We start from the raw sequence: 17,983 nt of genomic DNA, 5'->3' as shown, positions 1-17,983 counted from the left end.
CAAGTATATGCCATGTTTTTGAATGATGAACCAAAGAAGGATATTTCTGCTGACAGTCATTGTGGCTGTCATTGCTGTAACAGGTTTCCTGGGTGTGAATTTTGCCTTCAACGACGCATCGAATATATCGACGCATAGAATAGCCAGCAGCCCAGGCAAAACAGAGCCGGTGAAACAGTTACCCACCAGCATGCTGAAACCAGTGAATAATTATCTTTATCTTCCGGCAAAGTACCACAGATTTCTGTATCAGAACGGAACTGTTGAACCACTGTACACGCAATCACCTGCCCCGATGGGTATAGGTTTCTTCGGGCTTGAAAACATGTCAGGTACACTGATTGGAAACAATTATTATGCATCCAGCTTTGAGGCGGTTATTGATATTAACAATCTTAGCGTCTTCAATCTTGCAGATGATGCACCTTCATCTCTCACATTCCAACTCAACACCGTTACCGCAAACACGACGCTGTTCGGAAATTCATCCTATACCTTCTGGACTCAGAACGTGGCTACATACTCCGTCAGAACGCATGAAATAAGCTTCGTTGATAATATCTGGAATTTCAGCAGTCCAGGTGCAGAGGTGACAAGCAACGCGATACTCAACTCAACCGGAACCATATATCCGTATCCAGGAGTTCACATAGCGCTTGGTCCAACATTCTATCTTCCGACACCCTTCACCCTCTTGCTCTATATGAACACCTCAGAGATCGATGGCAATAACGTCTTCTATTTCAACTATTCCATACCGACGATAGGTGTTAGTGGCACATATGATCGCGTGACATTTAACTCCACTTATGGCATGCCGCCAGCTTACAAAGCGCCACCTTCCTATTTCAGGGTCAGCGGAACCCAGCTTAATCCGGCCGGACTGCTCTATGATGCTGAGATAATGATGGGAGGCCCAGGCGGAGGATCGACGACGACGTTCACCGATATTAACGGGATGATGCAGCTGAAATACATCTCTGCGACCAATCCGATGCATCCTCCCGCACCACCTCCACCACCATCACCGCCAGGTAAGCCCGCTGTTCCCAAATCGTATGCTAACGTTCCAAATGCATTCGATTTCGGAACAGATACTGGAGAAACGTCCGTTGGTGCTGCCGTAGCATGGAATTCTCAGGATCAGGCAATCCTAAGCACAGGCCCCTCGCTTCTGTATGGCATGTGGAATGTTTCTTCAGCTAAGGTTATGGATCATTTCACGGGAGATGTGAGTCCAAGCAATGCGTTCCTGTTCATAAGCCCAGGTAACGTCGTGAATTACAGTCAGGCAGGCTATGTTCCGCTGACGGCTTCAGGTTCATACAGCTTCTGGCTCCCAGCCGGAGAATATGCGGCTCTGGCCCTGCTCAGCGATCACCGCGCACAGGCACAGATGCTGTCTTCATCCAACACATTTGTACTTCCACTGGACATGTCAGCCGGTCTGTACACTCCGCTGATGGCTGTTAACAATAACCAGATCAGGAACATATCCATGTCTGGTGATGGTTCTGTATCTGATCCATACGTTCTCTTCAACAATGAATATGGATACATTAGCCCGCTCTTTGGAGAGATAAACGATTACTCATACCCACAGTTTGCAGGCGTCATGCTCATGAATACTTCGGCCTATGTGATGGCTTCAAGCATGCCGACATTACCGGTGCTGTATCAGGGCATATTCCAGGAATATGCGCTCTTCGAGGGAATGATTCCGTACAATTATCTTGGTTACTGGATATTCCAATCCTCGCATTTCATCCTCAGAGACAGCCAGATAACTGGCTGGTTCACGGCCTATGACAGCGGAGAGCCATTGGCCAATGTGGTCTTCTGGAATACTTCGGACTCACTCATCTCGTCCAATGTCTTCATGTCCATGGATTCCTCTGCATTGATATATGGAGGGTCAAATAATACGGTATGGGGCAACTACTTTGTGAACTCGCCCAAGCTGGCCAATGCGGAGCTTGAGCAGGCATGGAATCTCTGGGGTGAACCTCTGGGGCTTGCCGTATACTCTTCAAACAACACCATATACAATAATTTCTTCTCCACGGAGATCACTGCCATAAGCCCATCCATCAGCATATACAGTGGAAATCCCGCCATGTATACTAACATGTGGAACATCACAGTGCAGCCGGCCACCAACGTTCATATGTTTGATGGGCAGATTCTTACTGGCAGTATAGTGGGTGGAAATTACCAGGGAGGTAACTTCTGGTATAACTTCAATGGAACTGTTCCGTACAATGATGATGGGATGATCGAATACGGCGGGGACTATGAACCGCTCAATCTCATAGACCTGAAGCCGGCCAATTCAGTCACACTGAATGGAAATGTACCTTATCTTATGACCTCTCCGTATTTCCAGCGGTATCTACTCAATCTTGGGCCAGTCAATCCAGATGATGTCATAAACGTGACGCTTTATCTCAACCTGACAAACCTCAGCGAACTTGAACAGTTCGTATCCGCTGTGAATTCTCCCATGAGTCCGTATTTCCATGACTATCTCACGCCTCAGGAATTCATGGCGCATTATTATCCATCGGAGTCTCAGATCATGCAGGTGGAAGCATATTATTCCAATATGGGCTTCAAGGTCTGGTCATACAGTTATGCTCCTCTCGTCATAGTGCTTCATGGAACGGTTGGAATGTTTGAGAGGGTCTTCGGTACGGTATTGTTCAACTACGAGTTCACGTATCCGGGGGGCAGCGGTGCGGTATTCATGACCAATACTGCCAATCCATATATACCGGCGCAGTTCTCCGGCCTCATAATGCATGTCTACGGCCTGAGCTATTCAAGCGAAGCCCTATTGAGCGTTAAAAATAGGCAGGAAGTCAAGACAGAGATATCGAATACAGCATTGGTCCCAACCAGCGGTATAAACGGTTCTAGCAGTCTCCTTACGCCGGTTCACCTCGCGGAATTCTATAACGTTACAGGGCTTGAGAATATGGGATTCACAGGCCACGGTATCAAGATAGGAATACTGGGCGTCGGCGAATCAGCAAATATGAGCGCGATCTCCATGTTCTGGGATGAGTATGGAATACACAATCCGCAGGTCGTCTTTGTCAATCTTACACCCAATGGAAAAAACCCATATCCAGAGGGTGTTGAGGCGGATCTTGATGTTGAGTGGTCTGGAGCCATGGCGCCAAATGCCACCATCTACGATGTGATGCAGCCCTTCAATTTGACGGGAATAGGTGACAATGCTATAAACCTTGAGATCTACTACATGCTGAATGTAATACATCCTCAGATAATATCTGGTAGCTGGGCAGAATTACAGTTCCACCATGATGCTGGATTCGCTCAGATATACAACTTAATAGGGCTGCAGGCAGCAGCAGAGGGTACGACAATATTCCTTGGATCAGCTGACAGCCACAGCATTTACTATCTAACAGTCATGGCATCGGAATACATTGTGTCCGTTGGAGGCGTATATCCAGTTCTTAACCAGTCAGGATACATCGTCGGACAGTACGCATGGTATCAGCCTGAATTCAGCTGGTATGGTGGCCCTGTCGGATCAGGAGGAGGTAACAGTTTCTTCTTCGCTAGGCCAACATATCAGAGCTCGGAGCTGATAGTTGTACCATCAACGTTCACCAACCGGGGTCAGCCTGATATTGCCATGCCGGCAGCTAAGATGGTCTTCGCATTCAAGCATTACTTTGGTGTTGCTGGAGGGACAAGTTTTGCCACTCCAATATCCGCTGGGATATTTGCAGATATAGAATCAGCATTCGTGTACGCTGATGGATCTGTTGGATACTTCGGATGGATACAACCCGCGCTCTACGATCTCGGATATGGAAACGAATTCGGTCTGCCCGCGTACTACATGGTGGATTACGTGCAGCCCTATCCAAACATGGTGGGAAGCGGCTACCTTGGACAGGGATGGAATGATTTCGTCGGCATCGGATCGTTCAATGCGTTCAACATGACAGTGGATCTGGCGAATTACTATCTTGATACACTGCTCATAGCTTACGGGCTGTGAACAGTATTTCAAATTTTTTATACACATCTTTTTTATAAGAACAAAAATTTAATAATTATTTTACATCTCATCGTATGGTAGATTATGAGATTCAGGGTACAGATGTTCAGTATCTGAAGGCAAAGCTTTCCGATGGTGAATCAGTTTATGTTGAACCGGGCCATTTGATATACAAGGATCGATCCTCAAGGCTTGATGTCAGAGCTGGAGGACTCCGAGGTGTTTTTTCGCACATGCTTGGCGGTTCCGCCGTTTTTCTTCTGAAGGTCGATGGACCTGGTGAGATAGCCTCTGCAGGTTTTTTGCCCGGAAAGATACACCGGATCGATCTGAAAGGAAATGGTATCATCGCAGAGTTCAATGCGTTTCTATGCATGGATTCAGGAATTCAGTATTCGACTAAGTTCGCAGGTATATGGCAGGGGCTTCTCGGTGGCGAGGGTCTGTTCCTTGAGCATTTCAGCGGAAGCGGATCCATATTTCTACACGGCCATGGGCAGGTTATAGAAAAGGATCTTGGCCCTGGTGACGAGATAAATGTCGAGCTCAGCCATGTGCTTGCTTTCGACGACTCCGTTCAGTACAATGTAGAGCGTATAGGTGGTCTTCGAACGATGATACTCGGTGGTCTGGAAGGTGAGGGTCTGTTCTTTGCCCACATGCGAGGCCCTGGGAGGGTCTGGATACATTCCATATCACTCTTCCAGCTTGCCGCAAAGCTGATCGTGAGGCAGTGATCATCATCCCCTTATTTTTTTGACCATTTTATCTTTAAAGGCAGCTATCGCATGAACAAGAGTATTATGGATCATATCATTAGGTGTATGGATGCCCGATCCAGACTATGGAGTGTATCATCATTCGTCCAGGGAAGATTCGGAGAAACTGCGTGTATTGGCCAGGGTCATGTTTGTAGAGGCGTTCAGGAAGATCGGAATGGATGAGGATGCAAGCATTCGAATAGTCGATATTGGTTGTGGCCTTGGTTTCCTTACGGTACTCTGCGCTACATACTTTAAAAATGCGAGGATAACTGCGATAGATACGTTTTCCGATCCATCGATTGCGGATAATTCCAAAGAAAAGCTTATGGAGAATCTGAAGATAGCTGGAGTCTCCGATCGAGTTGCCATCGTCGAGGCTGATATTACCAAGAGCATTCGCGTGGATGATAAATTTGATCTGGCTGTATCAAACCTGGTGCTGCACAATACGGGAAGGCATAGGTTCGATGTCTACAGGAACGTGTGGAATATACTCAGGTGCGGGAGCTACTTCATAGATGCCGATGGCTTCATAAGGAAAGGAATCTCATCCATTCTGGTGGATCCGTTCAGAAGAGATATGTCGAAGATATCGAACATTTTTGAACCTGAATTTGCGATGGAACCAAGGGACCAGAAAAAGAATGCAGCATGGCGATATATTCTGGTCGGTCTCAGATCAAAATGCAGCGATGTCTGATGATTTAACATTTAATATTTTCTGATGCATATAGTAGGATATCTACTGAATCTTCACCAGAGTATCTTTGTCTTTATCTCTCCTGGAATTCTGTTTTCAAGAACATTGAGTACTGATTTCTGATCAGATATATTCACGGACCTTGTGATAAAATGAGATGTGGTGAAAGGATACTGAGTCTTCCATTGCACAAGATGATTAATGGCAGTCTCGAAGTGGGGCTTTTGGCCATTGATCAGTCCGGTGATGGATATTGATCTGTAAACTAAGGACTGCAGATCAACAGGGGATAGGGACAGCGTACCCGATCGAATGAACCCGAAGAGCCCAAGAAAACCATTATTCTTCAACCTCCTTATAGCATATTCAATGACAGAGGCGTCCGATCCTGAGGCTTCTATCACACCGTCATATTTCTCGTCGTCGCGGTGCGCAGACGTGTTGACGAATTTCAGGCCAACCTCCTCGAATATCCTCGTTTCGACATCGGTGGGTTCACGCCTGTTTGCTATACTAACATCGAAGCCATAGGTCTTCAGGAGCATTGAGATAAGGATCCCGATAGTTCCCGTACCGGTCACAAGCATTTTCCTACAGCCGTAAGTCGCATCAATACATCTCCAGTGCAGCCTGCCCTGAACATCGATCATCTCCGCGACTGACTTTTCAAGATCCGATAGGGGCTGTGCCATTATGGCTATGTCCCTTATCTGCGGTGGAACCGGAACAAGATAGTTCGGATCGTCATATATATACTCGCGCATGAAGCCATGCATCCCCTTGATGCCTGCCTCCACAAAATCGTCTGTCTCGCAGAAATCAGCACGGCCGTTCAGGCAGTTGATGCATTTATTGCATCCACGCCTGTTGATGGGCATCACAATAGTCCCTCTCTTCAGATTGTCGGTATCATCTTCAAGTATGCCCAATGCTTCATGGCCTAGTACAAGGAAATCGTAATTCTCTGGGACGGTCGCAGCTGACATCAGGCCTTTCACTATCTCCCTGTCGGTACCGCATATTCCGTTTTCAATTATTCTTACCTTCATTCCCTTCTCTTTAATTTCAACGTGCTCTACCCGGGCTCCAGCCCCATGAGGTCTTACGGTGATCGCCTTCATAGTCGAGTGATCTCACCATAGAATATACGCCATACTATAGGTACTTTACTGGGCGCGTTAATGTTTTTATTTAAGAATTCGTTATATTTCAATGAGCCTTCCCCTTCTTATCAATCAATATGACAAGCCCGAGGATATGGTAAGCGATCTCAGTAAGGCGATTATCCGCTATTATGGAGATGAACCGTCACCTGAAGAGAAGAGCGCTTGGACTTTTTTAGGAAAGAATATAATAGAGATGAAGCTGGATTATCCAATCCTCGTTGAAGTCCCTCTCTTTGGGCTCGATCGCGCAGATCTCATCGCAGTTGACACGAGGAATGCGATCATTGTGGAGGTCAAAGGATGGAGAAACGTTAAACGAATAAGCGATATGGTCGTTCTGGCTGATAATGCTTATCACATAGACCCATGCTATCAACTGAATAATTACGTTTCAAAGATGAAGTTTTTCCATACCTCTGGAAAGATTGTCAATTACACGGGGATTCTGTATATGTACAATCATCCTGAGTATAAGTCTAATTCCTGTAGAATAGCGTATAGCGAAGAGGATCTTATACATGAAATAAGAAGTATTGGTAAGCCCGGAGGAAACGATGATGTTGACACAATAGTCACTGGAAGATTCACCATAAGCGATGATCTCATAGATATAATAATAAAGAATGGTAACAGTATCATCAGGAACGCTTCCTTAACGCTTTTGTCAAAGGGCTATGGCCTGAGCGAGGAGCAGGCCATGATCATGCACAAAGTGCAAGATGCACTCAAAAACGGGGAAAATAAAACATTTCTGATAAAAGGTGAGAGCGGTTCCGGGAAAACGCTGTTAGCCCTTCAGCTTCTCCTCGATGCCATTAAAAATGGATACAAAGCATTGCTTGCATACAGGAACAACAGGCTCCTGAACACCATGCGGCAGGTTCTTAATCTTAATGCCGGCAGCGTTAACATAAGTTCCCTCATACAGTACTATTCAACAGGAAGAGGAGTGGGTATAGGAGAACGGAATTTCGATGCTTCCAGATACAGCAATATGGATCTGATAATCTACGACGAGGCGCAGAGGATGACTCAGGATGTCATCAGGACGACGCAATCCAGGTCAAATGTTAAGGTCTACTTCTACGATGATTCACAGATACTCATTGGGGACGAAGCGGGGACTCAAGAGAACTTCAGGCGGTACTGCACGAACACAACCGAGATGCATCTCACCGGTTCGTTCAGGATTTCGAGAAACTATCTGCAGCTTGTGCGTCATATACTATGGAATGAGAAGCCGCCTGATACTCTGAACTATGAGATCAATATGTTCGACCACATATCGAATCTTATCGAAGATCTGAGAAAAAAACATACTGATGGAAACAAGATAGGACTACTTTGTGCATTCACAGAATCCAAAGGAGATAAGAAAAATCCGACCAGCGTTCAGAACAGACGTATCGGGTACCCTCTCCCGTCCAACTTCGATTTGTATAAAAATTCAGGTCTAGATATTTATTGGCTTATGGATGAAAAGACAGAATATCCAAGATATTGGAGGGGTGAACTAGACCCTCTGAAGTACTGCGCCTCGGTATATGGCGCCCAAGGGTTCGAAGCAGATTACATCGGGCTTGTATGGGGCAGGGATCTTGTCTGGAGAAACAACAATTGGAAGATCAACGCAGACGCAATAACTGATACTATAGGCAATAATTATTCGCTGAAAAGAATGGCCAAAAAAGACAATGATGTTGCGATGACACTGATAAGAAACCGTTACTATACTCTTATGACAAGAGGAATTCGCGGGATAGATCTGTTCTTCGAAGATCAGCAGACGGGACAGCACATAAAGGATGTTATAGATAGGATAAGAAAAGATGCGATTATGGGGTATGATAAGCTTTAAGCGGCTCTATATACCATAAAACACATGTCCTTAGATCTGATAGTACTGAATTTGGATAGCCATGTACTTCTTTGCAGGAACATATCCGATCAGATCGTTGATGCCATTATCACAGGTGGGCTGAATATAAGCCATCGTCCTTCATAATCCTTGGGTACATTTTCTATGCGAACCGTCACACGGTGAATGTGGCATATGATATCTCACGAAGAGATGGTTTCATAATTCTCACCAGGAGCAAGAAATGCGTTGTAGTTTCTAAGGTATCAGCCGATGATAGAAAGAAGATAAGCGTCAAATACCTGACATACTCTTCTCGCTGAAGCTTCGGAGGTTCCGGCGTCTCCGTCGTTACCATAGAAGAAACCATTATCTGCAGAGAACTCCGTTGGTATCTATCTAGGCATCGAAAAATTTGCAACCTTATCGAATGGTATAGCAATAGAGAATCCAAGGTTCATAAAGAAGGTAGAGAAAATGAAAAGACGATTACAGAAGGAGTACATGAATCTTAAAAACATGCGGGATGACTTCTATGACAAGGTATCGAATGCGATAGCCAAGCATTACGATACCATAGTCATCGAAGATCTGAACGTATCAGGCATGTTTAGAAACCACCATATTGCAAAGAGTCTAAGTGATGTTTCTTTCTATTCCTTCAAACAAAAGCTTCTCTATAAGGCAGAGAAGTATGGTAAAAACATTATCGAAATAGGAAGATTCGATCCATCATCTAAGATATGTTCATCATGCGGTAACGTAAAGCATGATCTGAAGTTATCAGATCGCATATATCGTTGTGATGTATGCGGATTAACTATAGACAGGGATCACAACGCATCAAAAAATATAAGGAAAATAGGTTTGATAAAAGTAGGATCGGTGCGATCCGAATTCACGCCTGTAGAGATCGCTACTTCGGGCTTGTACGGATGTCCGGAAAGGCAGATGTCTCTTCGATGAAGGGAAGCTCCGATGCTTTAGCTTAGGAGTAGCTCACTACCGTACGAATGCACTTGCTATTAGAATTTATATATCAATTCAGGTTCTGAAAATGGTGAGCAGTTATCTCGATGAGGAGGAGTTCGGTAGGTGGTTAAAAATGCAAAATATACGCCTAAGTCGGCTCATGCGGATATGAGTACTGGTTTCTATAGTTTGGCGTGCTTCAAGGCGAAGCAAACAGCCGAATTTGCAGCCAAAGCTTACCTTCGTGGAATCGGCGAGGATTCATTTGGCTATTCTGTTTCAGTGCTGCTTGGAAAGGCGAAGTTCGGCGAAGATCTGATAAATTTAGCGAAAAAATTGACAGGTACTATATCCAGACAAGATATACAGATGCCCGGTCTGACGATTCCCATGAAGATTACTATTCTCTGGACGATGCTCAAGAGGCCATTACCAGTGCTGAAACCATCATTTCCGAGGTAGAAAATAAATGGGAATCATTCAGAAGCGCATAGAAAAAAGAACCAAAGTAATTGAGGACATTTCGAGATTCGCCATGAGTCTGGATTTCAGATGCAGTGTAGTTTTAATCGGTTCCTACGCGAGAGGCGACTTCAACTTATGGGGCGATGTGGATGTTCTGATAATTGGAAATTTCAAGGGGACCCTCTTGAGAGGCTCAAAAGTTTAGACTTGCCACCTGGTTATGGGGATATTATGCTTACTCCCGAGGAAGTTTCTAAGATGCAGAGAACACACAGCAAATTCATTGTAGATGCACTGAGAAAAGGTGTAGTCATAAGGGACGATTTTGGTCTCTTTTCACGAGAGAACTGACATCTAACAGACCATAGATCCAATATATGGCTTATCCGAAGGGATTTAAAACGAGATTTTCTCGAGATGTTATGAATTTGTACAAATAAAGAGCCCTGACGCAATGAAGATAGATATTGTTAATGTTTCTGTGAGAATATTTTTGGTCAATAATGATAGGACAGGATGGAATTGGGAACTATCCGCTTTATCTTGGAAATAGGCTTTTCCAGCATATTTAGCAGCTTGCTGATTCTTTATAGGGGACACAACTACAAAGAGGCCTCACGATTGATGGCGTTTGATTTCAGTTTGTATTCATGTTACAAGACCTAGTTTCTCTTTCATATTTCATATGTTCGTTGTGCATTTTTAAATAAAAAGGTTTAAATAATGCAAAGATTATATTCAATGGGTAATTTACTTTGACTGATGTGAACTCAGAGTACGTTATAAAGAAGGTAAAGGAATGGGCGTTGATGAACTACGGCGTGATTGAAAACAGCGTTAATGTATTCTCCGTAAAGAAGCTGAGTAATGGATACTGGAATGCAAGATGCTCCTTCATAATGAATAATGAAGAGAAGCGTTTTTCTTTCAATCTGGACAGCAATGGTGAGATAGTATCCTATTCGGATCTTGGAAAGGCAGCGTCTTCGGATATGGGATCTGCGCCAACAATGATTTTGATCGCCGAGGTTTTCTCAATAATAGGTGTTGTGGCTATCTTTCTTGGAATAATTGTTATAACCTTGATATCCGTCACATCGGTCACCGCTGTTTCGCCTAATGGAGTTACAACGTTGAACCCTGTGTTTGCTGGCCTCGCGATACCTTTGGTATTTCTTCTCATCATGGCTATTATAAGCCTCTACATACTGAGTAGAATACTGAAGATAAGAAGATACATATTGTCCGGGGATGCAGCTTCTGCATACGAAGAGGACAGTGTTGGCCTTGGCGTACTGGCCTTGATCTTTAACGGCGTGATCGCAGGTATACTTCTCCTGCTAGCAAGGGAGGATCTCAGAAGGGCATCACAGTGATCTCTAATTATGAATCATGAAAAATGCTATCTTCATCTTATATTCTCAGTTCTTCACCGAGAACTCCAGATAATTTTCATGATGTTTACTCAAAGAGGTATCTTTAAGAAGAATACTATGATAGCAGCTATCAGTATGGCGAAGCCTAATGCATAGAAAAATATTGAATCCCTGTGCCTTTTTGGAATTCCAAATTCATCATAGTTATTGTTTCTATAATCGTATTGATAATCTTCCATGTTATCCTTTTTATCACTATCCGAGGCGGGCGTTGGATGCTGATGTTCACTGCCGGAATATCTTCTACCAAACATGAAGAATGGGAAAAAGAAGAAGATTGGCACATAGCCAAAATATGCGCTGTATCTCGGCAGAAATACTGGTAGAAGGAATTCAAATGCCACTATGAATATCACGTAAAATAGGATCATGTAAATATATCCAGCCCTCATTGCTCTCGATCATACCCCCATCAAAATATAATATTTTAATATGTAAGATCCTATTCAAATTCATTCGCGATCACTCTAGCCATAGATCCACCGGCGGCCTTTATTTTTAAACGCAATGCAGCGATCATATGTGGTTTACCTTTTTCAAGTTCGTCCAGACAACAAATATCTTCTATAGACGGTATCCCTTGCGATAGAAGCCGCCTATGAACTCTGAATTCTGAGTTCTCGTATAGTTCGATGCCGAACGTATCTATTCCGATCGCCTTCGCATCTCGCTCTATCAAAAATTCAACGGCATCTTCGGGATGCCCGGAAACTCAAATTGAAATTCCCTGGTATATCCGCGCCTCTTGTACCAGCCCGTTTCTATGAAAATTATGGATCCATCGTATTCTTCCTTCCAATTCTCTTATAAGTGGGTTGATGCTATGAAATGTCCATCTGGTATTACCTTCAAGCTGAGTCCTGTCCCACGAATCTATCAATTTCGATATTATCTAACGAAGATCCACTTTCGAGCATATGATCGGGTGCATCGATGTGAGTGCCGGAATGCGTTACACCATTCATAGTTTCTATCTTATATCCATCTCTTGCAATGGTACCAAGTGGTTTTATGTCCAGCTGTGAATTGGTTGGTCATAAAAGCATGTACGTTTCTGAGGCTACCGTCAGATCATGTATTGCTCTAACTCTTGTAATAATTAAATATTATAAGCAGTAATAAATTATTTTATGAATAATTTCAATGAAAACATATATTTAAAGCAGATGATGTTTCTTTGTTCCCTGAGTGTCCATATTGCCAGCATTCGGCTCGTAAAAATCGACCTTTCCACATTGAGGGCATCGATATAGGGTGAACGTCTGTGTTGTTTCCATAATATCATTCCATCCTCCGAGGAACATACCGCCTATACCAGTGAAGCCCCCTACTCTAAATTTCATATCTCCCACATTCTCCATCTCAGTTCCACAATTGCTGCATTTGTGTTCCATGGTTCTGATCAAGAGAAATTAACATATAAAGGTAGTTATAACGACCTTGATCTGCGTCGTACTATTAAATAGATATCTTGATCTAAGATTCTGTACGAGATACAAGGATTATTTTGCCAGATCTTGATGTATGCCATGATCACCAATCTTGAAGAACCTTGGAATTATGATCATCCCATACACAGCCAGAGGCAGAACAAGTACAGCTACCAGCAGGAGGATGTTAGGGATTGAGGAAAACAGTGATAAAGTGGAGAACACCGCACCCATAACAGGTGAGGCCCCGCTAGAGAATATCTTCAGGAAGGACATCACTCGCCCATATATGTTCTGCGGAATTATACGCATGAGATTTGCAGTTATCGGAATATTGATTATTGGAAGAATCAATCCGATAGCGAATGCATCGATGATATCAAGTAATGGATTAGAGCTGACGGCCAAGACGAATATGAGCGGTGAAAACAGAAGTATCATGATCGATATCAGAATTGGTCTATCTTTTTTGAAATAACCAATTGTTGTGATCGGAGATCCAGCTATCATTCCTAATGGTAATGCGATGTTAAACATCGTATAATACACCGGGGATGCCTTGAGAATCAGGTGAAACAGTCCAGATGAATAGGTATTCAATGAGATGAATAATCCGTTGATGAAGAATGCTAGTATAAGAAATCCTGAGATCCTTAGTAAAAATGATCCTATGTACTTCATCTCGCCCCTGCTGGAGATATCCGAGGCTCTAGATCTGTATGAAACTTCATCTACGGGCCAGGAAAGCACCAATGAGACAATGACCAGACTTAGGATAGCATAATCAAATGATTTGCTCAGAAAGATGATGGACAACCCACCCGCAAGAGTTCCAATCAATGAGGATGCGCTAACACTCATATAATTTATCGACACGGCCCTCTTAAACTGAACTTCATGAAGATGCCTCTTCATTACAGCTGGGAATGAGTCCACTTTGAGGCTGAAGCCTGAAACAAGCAGTCCTGTGCTGAAATATAAAAGTGGGAGACTGAAGCCTGTGAACATCAATAAAATTCCAGAGAGCATCAGAACACTTGAGAACATATTAAGAACGGTGCTGTTATGCCTGTCGATAAGATGCCCGATTGGAAAGGAGAGTAGGATATCAACGCTAAGGTATATTGTCACGATCATACCGGAAAGAAAAACCGAATGATATAGTACTATTATAAGCCACATATAAAATGTCAGGTATGCCATTACGGCAATAGCAGCAAATGCCCTTGAAATGAGAAAGCGAAAGAATACAGACGGAAGATGCTCTATGGCCGAATTCCTTTCTGTCAGATACCATCCCTTAAAAAGGCATGTTCCGATTGATATTTGAAAATTGGTTAGCATCGAGGAAAACATGAATAGATGGATACACTATCTTCAAATTCCTCAAGAATAAAATAAATAAAATGGGTAGTCATTTTAATGGTTTATTTTAATCCATAACGTTATTCAATGGTGCGGCATAAACGTAGTTCATTATTGAACTTTCGATCATCGTGTTGCCTATCACAAGCGGCTGCTGTATGGCATATATGTATGGCGTCGTGTAATTATCGATGATATTGCCGTTCGACGAATTCAGAACAGTGATGCTATTGAGATCAGGCACCAGCAGATCACCTTTGTAGAATGTCGGCTGATCATGCAGGAATGCATATTGGTTCAGACTGGCCGATTTCCAGAGTATCTTTCCAGTGGATATGTTGACGGCAAAGACCGCGTGATCGATGATCGATGGTACATAGGCTGTGCCGTTTATCACCAATGGCGAATTGCCGTTATTCGTGCCGCCCACATGGTAGAAACCGGTTAGATTCTCATCATAGATTATCTTCCCTGTGAGAACATTCGCCACCATGAACACCTGTTTCACCATTATCTGCGTCAGCTCTGGCCCTTCGTAAACGGGATAGCCCGTGAAACTGTCCACAAGATAATTTCCATAGACCGCTGGCACTGCATCTCCCACGCCTGATGTTGCGCCAAATGGAACGTCTATTATCCTGTACGGAGTTAGATTGAGATTAAGCTCAACGAGCGCAGACATATTGACTGGATAACCTGGGGAGAATCCGGCTATTATTAGATCGGGCTTCCCGGAATAGTAGGCCAGGCTTGCCATATTGGCGCTGCCATCAAAATAAAACCTGTGGATGATCGATCCTGTGGTCAGGTTAAAGGCGTATACGTTTCCATCCCCATCGTCCCAGTATAGCGTATTGTTTGCAATTAGGCCGGTCGGCATTGCCTGCGACTTTGTCATGTAAAACCATATTGGTTTACCGTTAGTGGCATTGAATGCCAGAACGCCCGTTATTCCCGTGTACATGCCACGGTGGCCGCCTCCAACTGCATTCAGTAGGCCCTGGCCGTAGGTGAAGAATGCGCTGCCCAATCCTATATAACCTATGCCATTGTATATCAAAGCTTCAGACATGAATGATGAAGAGGGAACGCTCAACATGAATATGACTCCACCGGTAGCTGCGTTGATGGCATAGAGCATACCCATACTGGATGTCACATAAACTATGCCGTTCACTAAGCTAGGTCCAACAACATCGCCTGTCATCTGTGCGTACCCGGTTATCCATCCATATCCAAGGTTCTTGAAATCGGTCATGAAGGCGCTGATATTGCTGAAATTCTGATATTGCGTTATCAGCCATTTCGCTGAGAGATCGGAATTGAATACCGGATTTCTCGACTGGTTATCAGCATACTGAGTCCAGGAGGTTGGGCCTATTTTTTGCAGGCCACTGAGGTTCGATGGGTAATAGGTATCATAGATGGCGATACCATCCATATGCACCACGTAGGCCTCCGATTTATTGGTTGTAGGTTGGTGCACATAGAATCCGACGAAAAAGGCGGAAATAGCTACTATTATAGCTATCACGATCACTAATATATTAGGTATAGACTTCTTCATATTTTAGTATCTTTTAATCATATTTATATCTTTTAGTCAGATCTATGAAAATATAAGATTGACGTCACATCCCACATCCGCTGGAGTTTTCGGATAATTGCACATCTGACTGTCTTGACCATAAGAATTTTTTTTAATATCCATTCTGGAGACCAAGCAATCCACTCTTTATTATCTGATGTGCGATAAGAAAAATATCCTTCATTTTGAGAAGCATATAGTCATCACTGACGGATCTTCTAATGTTTTTGATATTCGATATTACATTGCATATATTCATGGCGATGAACTTATTGGGATTAAATATGATACGATCGTGCACATTGTGTTTTTTTCTCATTTCCCTTCAACTATTTTTCTTTCTATCATATTTGCCATAACTGTCGATAACGGATATCTTGATGGCTGGACAATTTTTCCTTAAGCGAAAGAGGGGAATCACAGCAAATTCAGTGATTCATATATTTTGCCAATTTGGTATCCATCGATCGGTCTAGAAGGACATGAATATATTTCCTATGTCCAGCGTGGTCCCCTCCGGAATTTTGACGCCTGAGAAATAGACGTACATTTGCGTTGAGATATAGGACGGTTCCCCTGCGAACGTCAATTCTGAACTGGACAGCATACCCTCCAAGCTGTACCAATTCACGCTAACATTTGTTCCGTTTCCCCATTGAACACCATATATCGCAGTATCATACATATCGTATGTTTCACTAATTCCAAAGAATGTCTGAGGAGAGAGTGTTATATTTGTGGATGAGTTGGGATACCCCTCAAATATGGTCACGTTTGTCAAATTGAAGGAAAACAGGTTCAATACGAAGTTCAATGGCTGTTGAAAATTTCCCATATTCTTCACGGCATATGTCTCCGTGAATCGATCCTTATACAAGTCATACTTTATGATCAGCTGCAGGTTGGTGATGTTTATAATCTCAATGGCGGACGTATTTGAGTCCGATAATGTCAGGGAATCTCCTGTAATATTACCGTTTTCATTGCTAAAATAGAAACCAGAAAATATAGTATGGTTGCTTGTTCCCCGCTTAAGACTGGAATATCCTCCCCCTAGTATGTTTACTGTGATGTTATCCAGATGTAGCGCCCCTTCATGGAATTCATGATACACCTTTCTGACCGAAGCCTTCGGAACTGGACTCTGAGAGAAATAGAATGCGAGCAAGCTCACGATCAGTATGACAATCATGGTTGCAATGATTGCAGCAATCTTCTTATTCATGAATATCACCATACAACACTTGGCGTCATTCCACCTGAATAGAAAACGCATTATAGGAATAATAGCTGTTCTGTGGAATATTATATGGCCCGGTTAATAGTTGCACATAATCTCCGCCGGGGGTTATAGAAATATCTTCATAACAGATCAAGTTTGTAGGCATTTGCTCCCAGGAAATTGTGACGGATGTAAACGGAAGTTCCTCATAGAAAAGCTGCCTATGCTGAAAACCGGACGAAACAAGATAAGTTCCGTAATTCGGGTTGCTAGGGGTGTATTGATAAAGGAATTCTCCTGAATATATTTCGTAAGCCTGTCCAATTGAAAAATTGAAGCGTACATACATATTGTCAACCTCTGACATCACATATGCAAGGCCAATTGTATTATTATCTGGATTGAATATGTAGCTGATGGATCCGGTTGTATATGTATCTATGAGCACCAAAGATCTCTGCACACTGTCATTTATTATATGATATCCGGTGAAGACCAGAGTATCATTCAAAAGCTTGCCATTCTTTCCCACAAAGGGAGAGAAATTTAACATAATCGACATATCTGGACCAGAAATTATGACCTGTTTTCCTGCTACTAATGTGAATTGATATCCATTAAAATATAACGTAGTCACGTTATAATTGGCTTCAGATCCAGTCTGATCATTATTTGAGTTTTTATTCAATGATATATGAGCCAACCATGCTACAAAAGCAGAAATTAAAACGATAGAAACGAAAATCACTATGACCTTCCGTTTAGAAAGGGAAGAAGAACCCATTAATTTTAATAATTAGACTTATTATTTAAAGCTTTGTATTAATAAAAATATACCTTCTGATATCTTTGTTTTCAGAATTTTTGCGGATTTTCCAATTTTTATCTTGTTTATTATTTTGGCATTAGCTCTGCACGAAAACTCTGTCTCTGGTAAGATCGCTGAAATCCGAATGCATGTCCGCAAAAACGTCTCCA

At 43.0% G+C, this 17,983-nt stretch carries 16 protein-coding genes and 2 pseudogenes; 9 read left to right on the top strand and 9 right to left on the bottom strand.

Translation table 11 applies throughout. The features are described from left to right. Nucleotides 1-22: 22 nt before the first annotated feature. The 3 genes from DMB44_RS03890 (at nt 23) to DMB44_RS03880 (ending at nt 5,503) form a co-directional block, all read left to right on the top strand. Entirely contained in the window at nt 23-4,039 is a 4,017-nt protein-coding gene (locus DMB44_RS03890; protein WP_237265280.1) for a thermopsin family protease, read from the top strand. Between the two features lie 74 nt (nt 4,040-4,113). After that, on the top strand, nt 4,114-4,776 hold the full coding sequence (locus tag DMB44_RS03885) for a TIGR00266 family protein (protein ID WP_110641029.1): 663 nt from the start codon (nt 4,114-4,116) through the stop codon (nt 4,774-4,776). Between the two features lie 91 nt (nt 4,777-4,867). Beyond that, a complete protein-coding gene (locus tag DMB44_RS03880) occupies nt 4,868-5,503 on the top strand; it encodes a trans-aconitate 2-methyltransferase (protein ID WP_237265279.1) in 636 nt (211 codons plus the stop codon). A gap of 53 nt (nt 5,504-5,556) precedes the next feature. Here DMB44_RS03880 and DMB44_RS03875 read toward each other — a convergent pair whose 3' ends face one another. After that, nucleotides 5,557-6,624, bottom strand: coding sequence for a glucose 1-dehydrogenase (locus DMB44_RS03875; RefSeq protein ID WP_110641025.1), 1,068 nt, complete (start codon nt 6,622-6,624; stop codon nt 5,557-5,559). A 91-nt stretch (nt 6,625-6,715) separates the two neighbouring features. On the opposite strand from DMB44_RS03875, the gene DMB44_RS03870 reads away from it, so the two are divergent. From DMB44_RS03870 to DMB44_RS03850, 6 genes and pseudogenes are all read left to right on the top strand, one after another. Further along, nucleotides 6,716-8,527: a DNA/RNA helicase domain-containing protein gene (locus DMB44_RS03870; RefSeq protein WP_110641023.1), complete on the top strand. Its 1,812-nt coding sequence runs from the start codon at nt 6,716-6,718 to the stop codon at nt 8,525-8,527. A 188-nt stretch (nt 8,528-8,715) separates the two neighbouring features. Beyond that, nucleotides 8,716-8,850, top strand: coding sequence for a hypothetical protein (locus DMB44_RS09645; RefSeq protein ID WP_255414309.1), 135 nt, complete (start codon nt 8,716-8,718; stop codon nt 8,848-8,850). A 64-nt stretch (nt 8,851-8,914) separates the two neighbouring features. After that, nucleotides 8,915-9,493: pseudogene (locus tag DMB44_RS03865) on the top strand (RNA-guided endonuclease InsQ/TnpB family protein); the annotation flags it as partial. Between the two features lie 174 nt (nt 9,494-9,667). Continuing rightward, nucleotides 9,668-9,993 (top strand): annotated as a pseudogene (locus DMB44_RS03860) (HEPN domain-containing protein). Next, nucleotides 9,969-10,169, top strand: a complete 201-nt coding sequence (locus DMB44_RS03855) for a nucleotidyltransferase domain-containing protein (RefSeq protein ID WP_110641017.1) — start codon at nt 9,969-9,971, stop codon at nt 10,167-10,169. Before DMB44_RS03860 ends, DMB44_RS03855 begins: the two are co-directional and overlap by 25 nt. Before the next feature lie 559 nt (nt 10,170-10,728). After that, nucleotides 10,729-11,340 carry a hypothetical protein gene (locus DMB44_RS03850; RefSeq protein ID WP_237265277.1) on the top strand — a complete coding sequence of 204 codons (612 nt, stop codon included), beginning with the start codon at nt 10,729-10,731 and terminating at the stop codon, nt 11,338-11,340. 89 nt (nt 11,341-11,429) lie between these two features. Here the strand turns inward: DMB44_RS03850 and DMB44_RS03845 are convergent, their stop codons facing one another. From DMB44_RS03845 to DMB44_RS03810, 8 genes are all read right to left on the bottom strand, one after another. Further along, nucleotides 11,430-11,792 carry a hypothetical protein gene (locus DMB44_RS03845; protein ID WP_110641013.1) on the bottom strand — a complete coding sequence of 121 codons (363 nt, stop codon included), beginning with the start codon at nt 11,790-11,792 and terminating at the stop codon, nt 11,430-11,432. 50 nt (nt 11,793-11,842) lie between these two features. Further along, on the bottom strand, nt 11,843-12,079 hold the full coding sequence (locus tag DMB44_RS09565) for a hypothetical protein (RefSeq protein WP_237265276.1): 237 nt from the start codon (nt 12,077-12,079) through the stop codon (nt 11,843-11,845). A gap of 169 nt (nt 12,080-12,248) precedes the next feature. Then, entirely contained in the window at nt 12,249-12,365 is a 117-nt protein-coding gene (locus DMB44_RS09800) for a cyclase family protein (protein ID WP_237265275.1), read from the bottom strand. Nucleotides 12,366-12,557: 192 nt separating this feature from the next. Next, on the bottom strand, nt 12,558-12,794 hold the full coding sequence (locus tag DMB44_RS03835) for a nucleotide-binding protein (RefSeq protein ID WP_110641011.1): 237 nt from the start codon (nt 12,792-12,794) through the stop codon (nt 12,558-12,560). A gap of 108 nt (nt 12,795-12,902) precedes the next feature. Continuing rightward, on the bottom strand, nt 12,903-14,174 hold the full coding sequence (locus DMB44_RS03830; protein WP_161952093.1) for an MFS transporter: 1,272 nt from the start codon (nt 14,172-14,174) through the stop codon (nt 12,903-12,905). 88 nt (nt 14,175-14,262) lie between these two features. Beyond that, nucleotides 14,263-15,762, bottom strand: a complete 1,500-nt coding sequence (locus tag DMB44_RS03825; protein ID WP_110641007.1) for a PQQ-binding-like beta-propeller repeat protein — start codon at nt 15,760-15,762, stop codon at nt 14,263-14,265. 493 nt (nt 15,763-16,255) lie between these two features. Then, nucleotides 16,256-17,008 (bottom strand): hypothetical protein, encoded by a 753-nt coding sequence (locus DMB44_RS03815; RefSeq protein WP_153280128.1) that lies wholly within the window; start codon nt 17,006-17,008, stop codon nt 16,256-16,258. A gap of 25 nt (nt 17,009-17,033) precedes the next feature. Further along, entirely contained in the window at nt 17,034-17,789 is a 756-nt protein-coding gene (locus DMB44_RS03810) for a hypothetical protein (RefSeq protein ID WP_153280127.1), read from the bottom strand. Between the last annotated feature and the right edge of the window lie 194 nt (nt 17,790-17,983).

The sequence above is a fragment of the Thermoplasma sp. Kam2015 genome, assembly GCF_003205235.1.
GTDB lineage: Archaea > Thermoplasmatota > Thermoplasmata > Thermoplasmatales > Thermoplasmataceae > Thermoplasma.
The sequence above is the reverse complement of the archived record's forward strand: the minus strand, read 5'-3'. Positions and strand labels throughout refer to the sequence as shown.

What these genes read in the sequence shown, in the direction of transcription:
- DMB44_RS03890 (WP_237265280.1), top strand. Translation starts at nt 23, where the DNA reads ATGATGAACCAAAGAAGGATATTTCTGCTGACAGTCATTGTGGCTGTC.
- DMB44_RS03885 (WP_110641029.1), top strand. Translation starts at nt 4,114, where the DNA reads ATGGTAGATTATGAGATTCAGGGTACAGATGTTCAGTATCTGAAGGCA.
- DMB44_RS03880 (WP_237265279.1), top strand. Translation starts at nt 4,868, where the DNA reads ATGCCCGATCCAGACTATGGAGTGTATCATCATTCGTCCAGGGAAGAT.
- DMB44_RS03875 (WP_110641025.1), bottom strand. Translation starts at nt 6,624, where the DNA reads ATGAAGGCGATCACCGTAAGACCTCATGGGGCTGGAGCCCGGGTAGAG.
- DMB44_RS03870 (WP_110641023.1), top strand. Translation starts at nt 6,716, where the DNA reads ATGAGCCTTCCCCTTCTTATCAATCAATATGACAAGCCCGAGGATATG.
- DMB44_RS03855 (WP_110641017.1), top strand. Translation starts at nt 9,969, where the DNA reads ATGGGAATCATTCAGAAGCGCATAGAAAAAAGAACCAAAGTAATTGAG.
- DMB44_RS03845 (WP_110641013.1), bottom strand. Translation starts at nt 11,792, where the DNA reads ATGAGGGCTGGATATATTTACATGATCCTATTTTACGTGATATTCATA.
- DMB44_RS09800 (WP_237265275.1), bottom strand. Translation starts at nt 12,365, where the DNA reads ATGAATGGTGTAACGCATTCCGGCACTCACATCGATGCACCCGATCAT.
- DMB44_RS03835 (WP_110641011.1), bottom strand. Translation starts at nt 12,794, where the DNA reads ATGGAACACAAATGCAGCAATTGTGGAACTGAGATGGAGAATGTGGGA.
- DMB44_RS03830 (WP_161952093.1), bottom strand. Translation starts at nt 14,174, where the DNA reads ATGCTAACCAATTTTCAAATATCAATCGGAACATGCCTTTTTAAGGGA.
- DMB44_RS03825 (WP_110641007.1), bottom strand. Translation starts at nt 15,762, where the DNA reads ATGAAGAAGTCTATACCTAATATATTAGTGATCGTGATAGCTATAATA.
- DMB44_RS03815 (WP_153280128.1), bottom strand. Translation starts at nt 17,008, where the DNA reads ATGAATAAGAAGATTGCTGCAATCATTGCAACCATGATTGTCATACTG.
- DMB44_RS03810 (WP_153280127.1), bottom strand. Translation starts at nt 17,789, where the DNA reads ATGGGTTCTTCTTCCCTTTCTAAACGGAAGGTCATAGTGATTTTCGTT.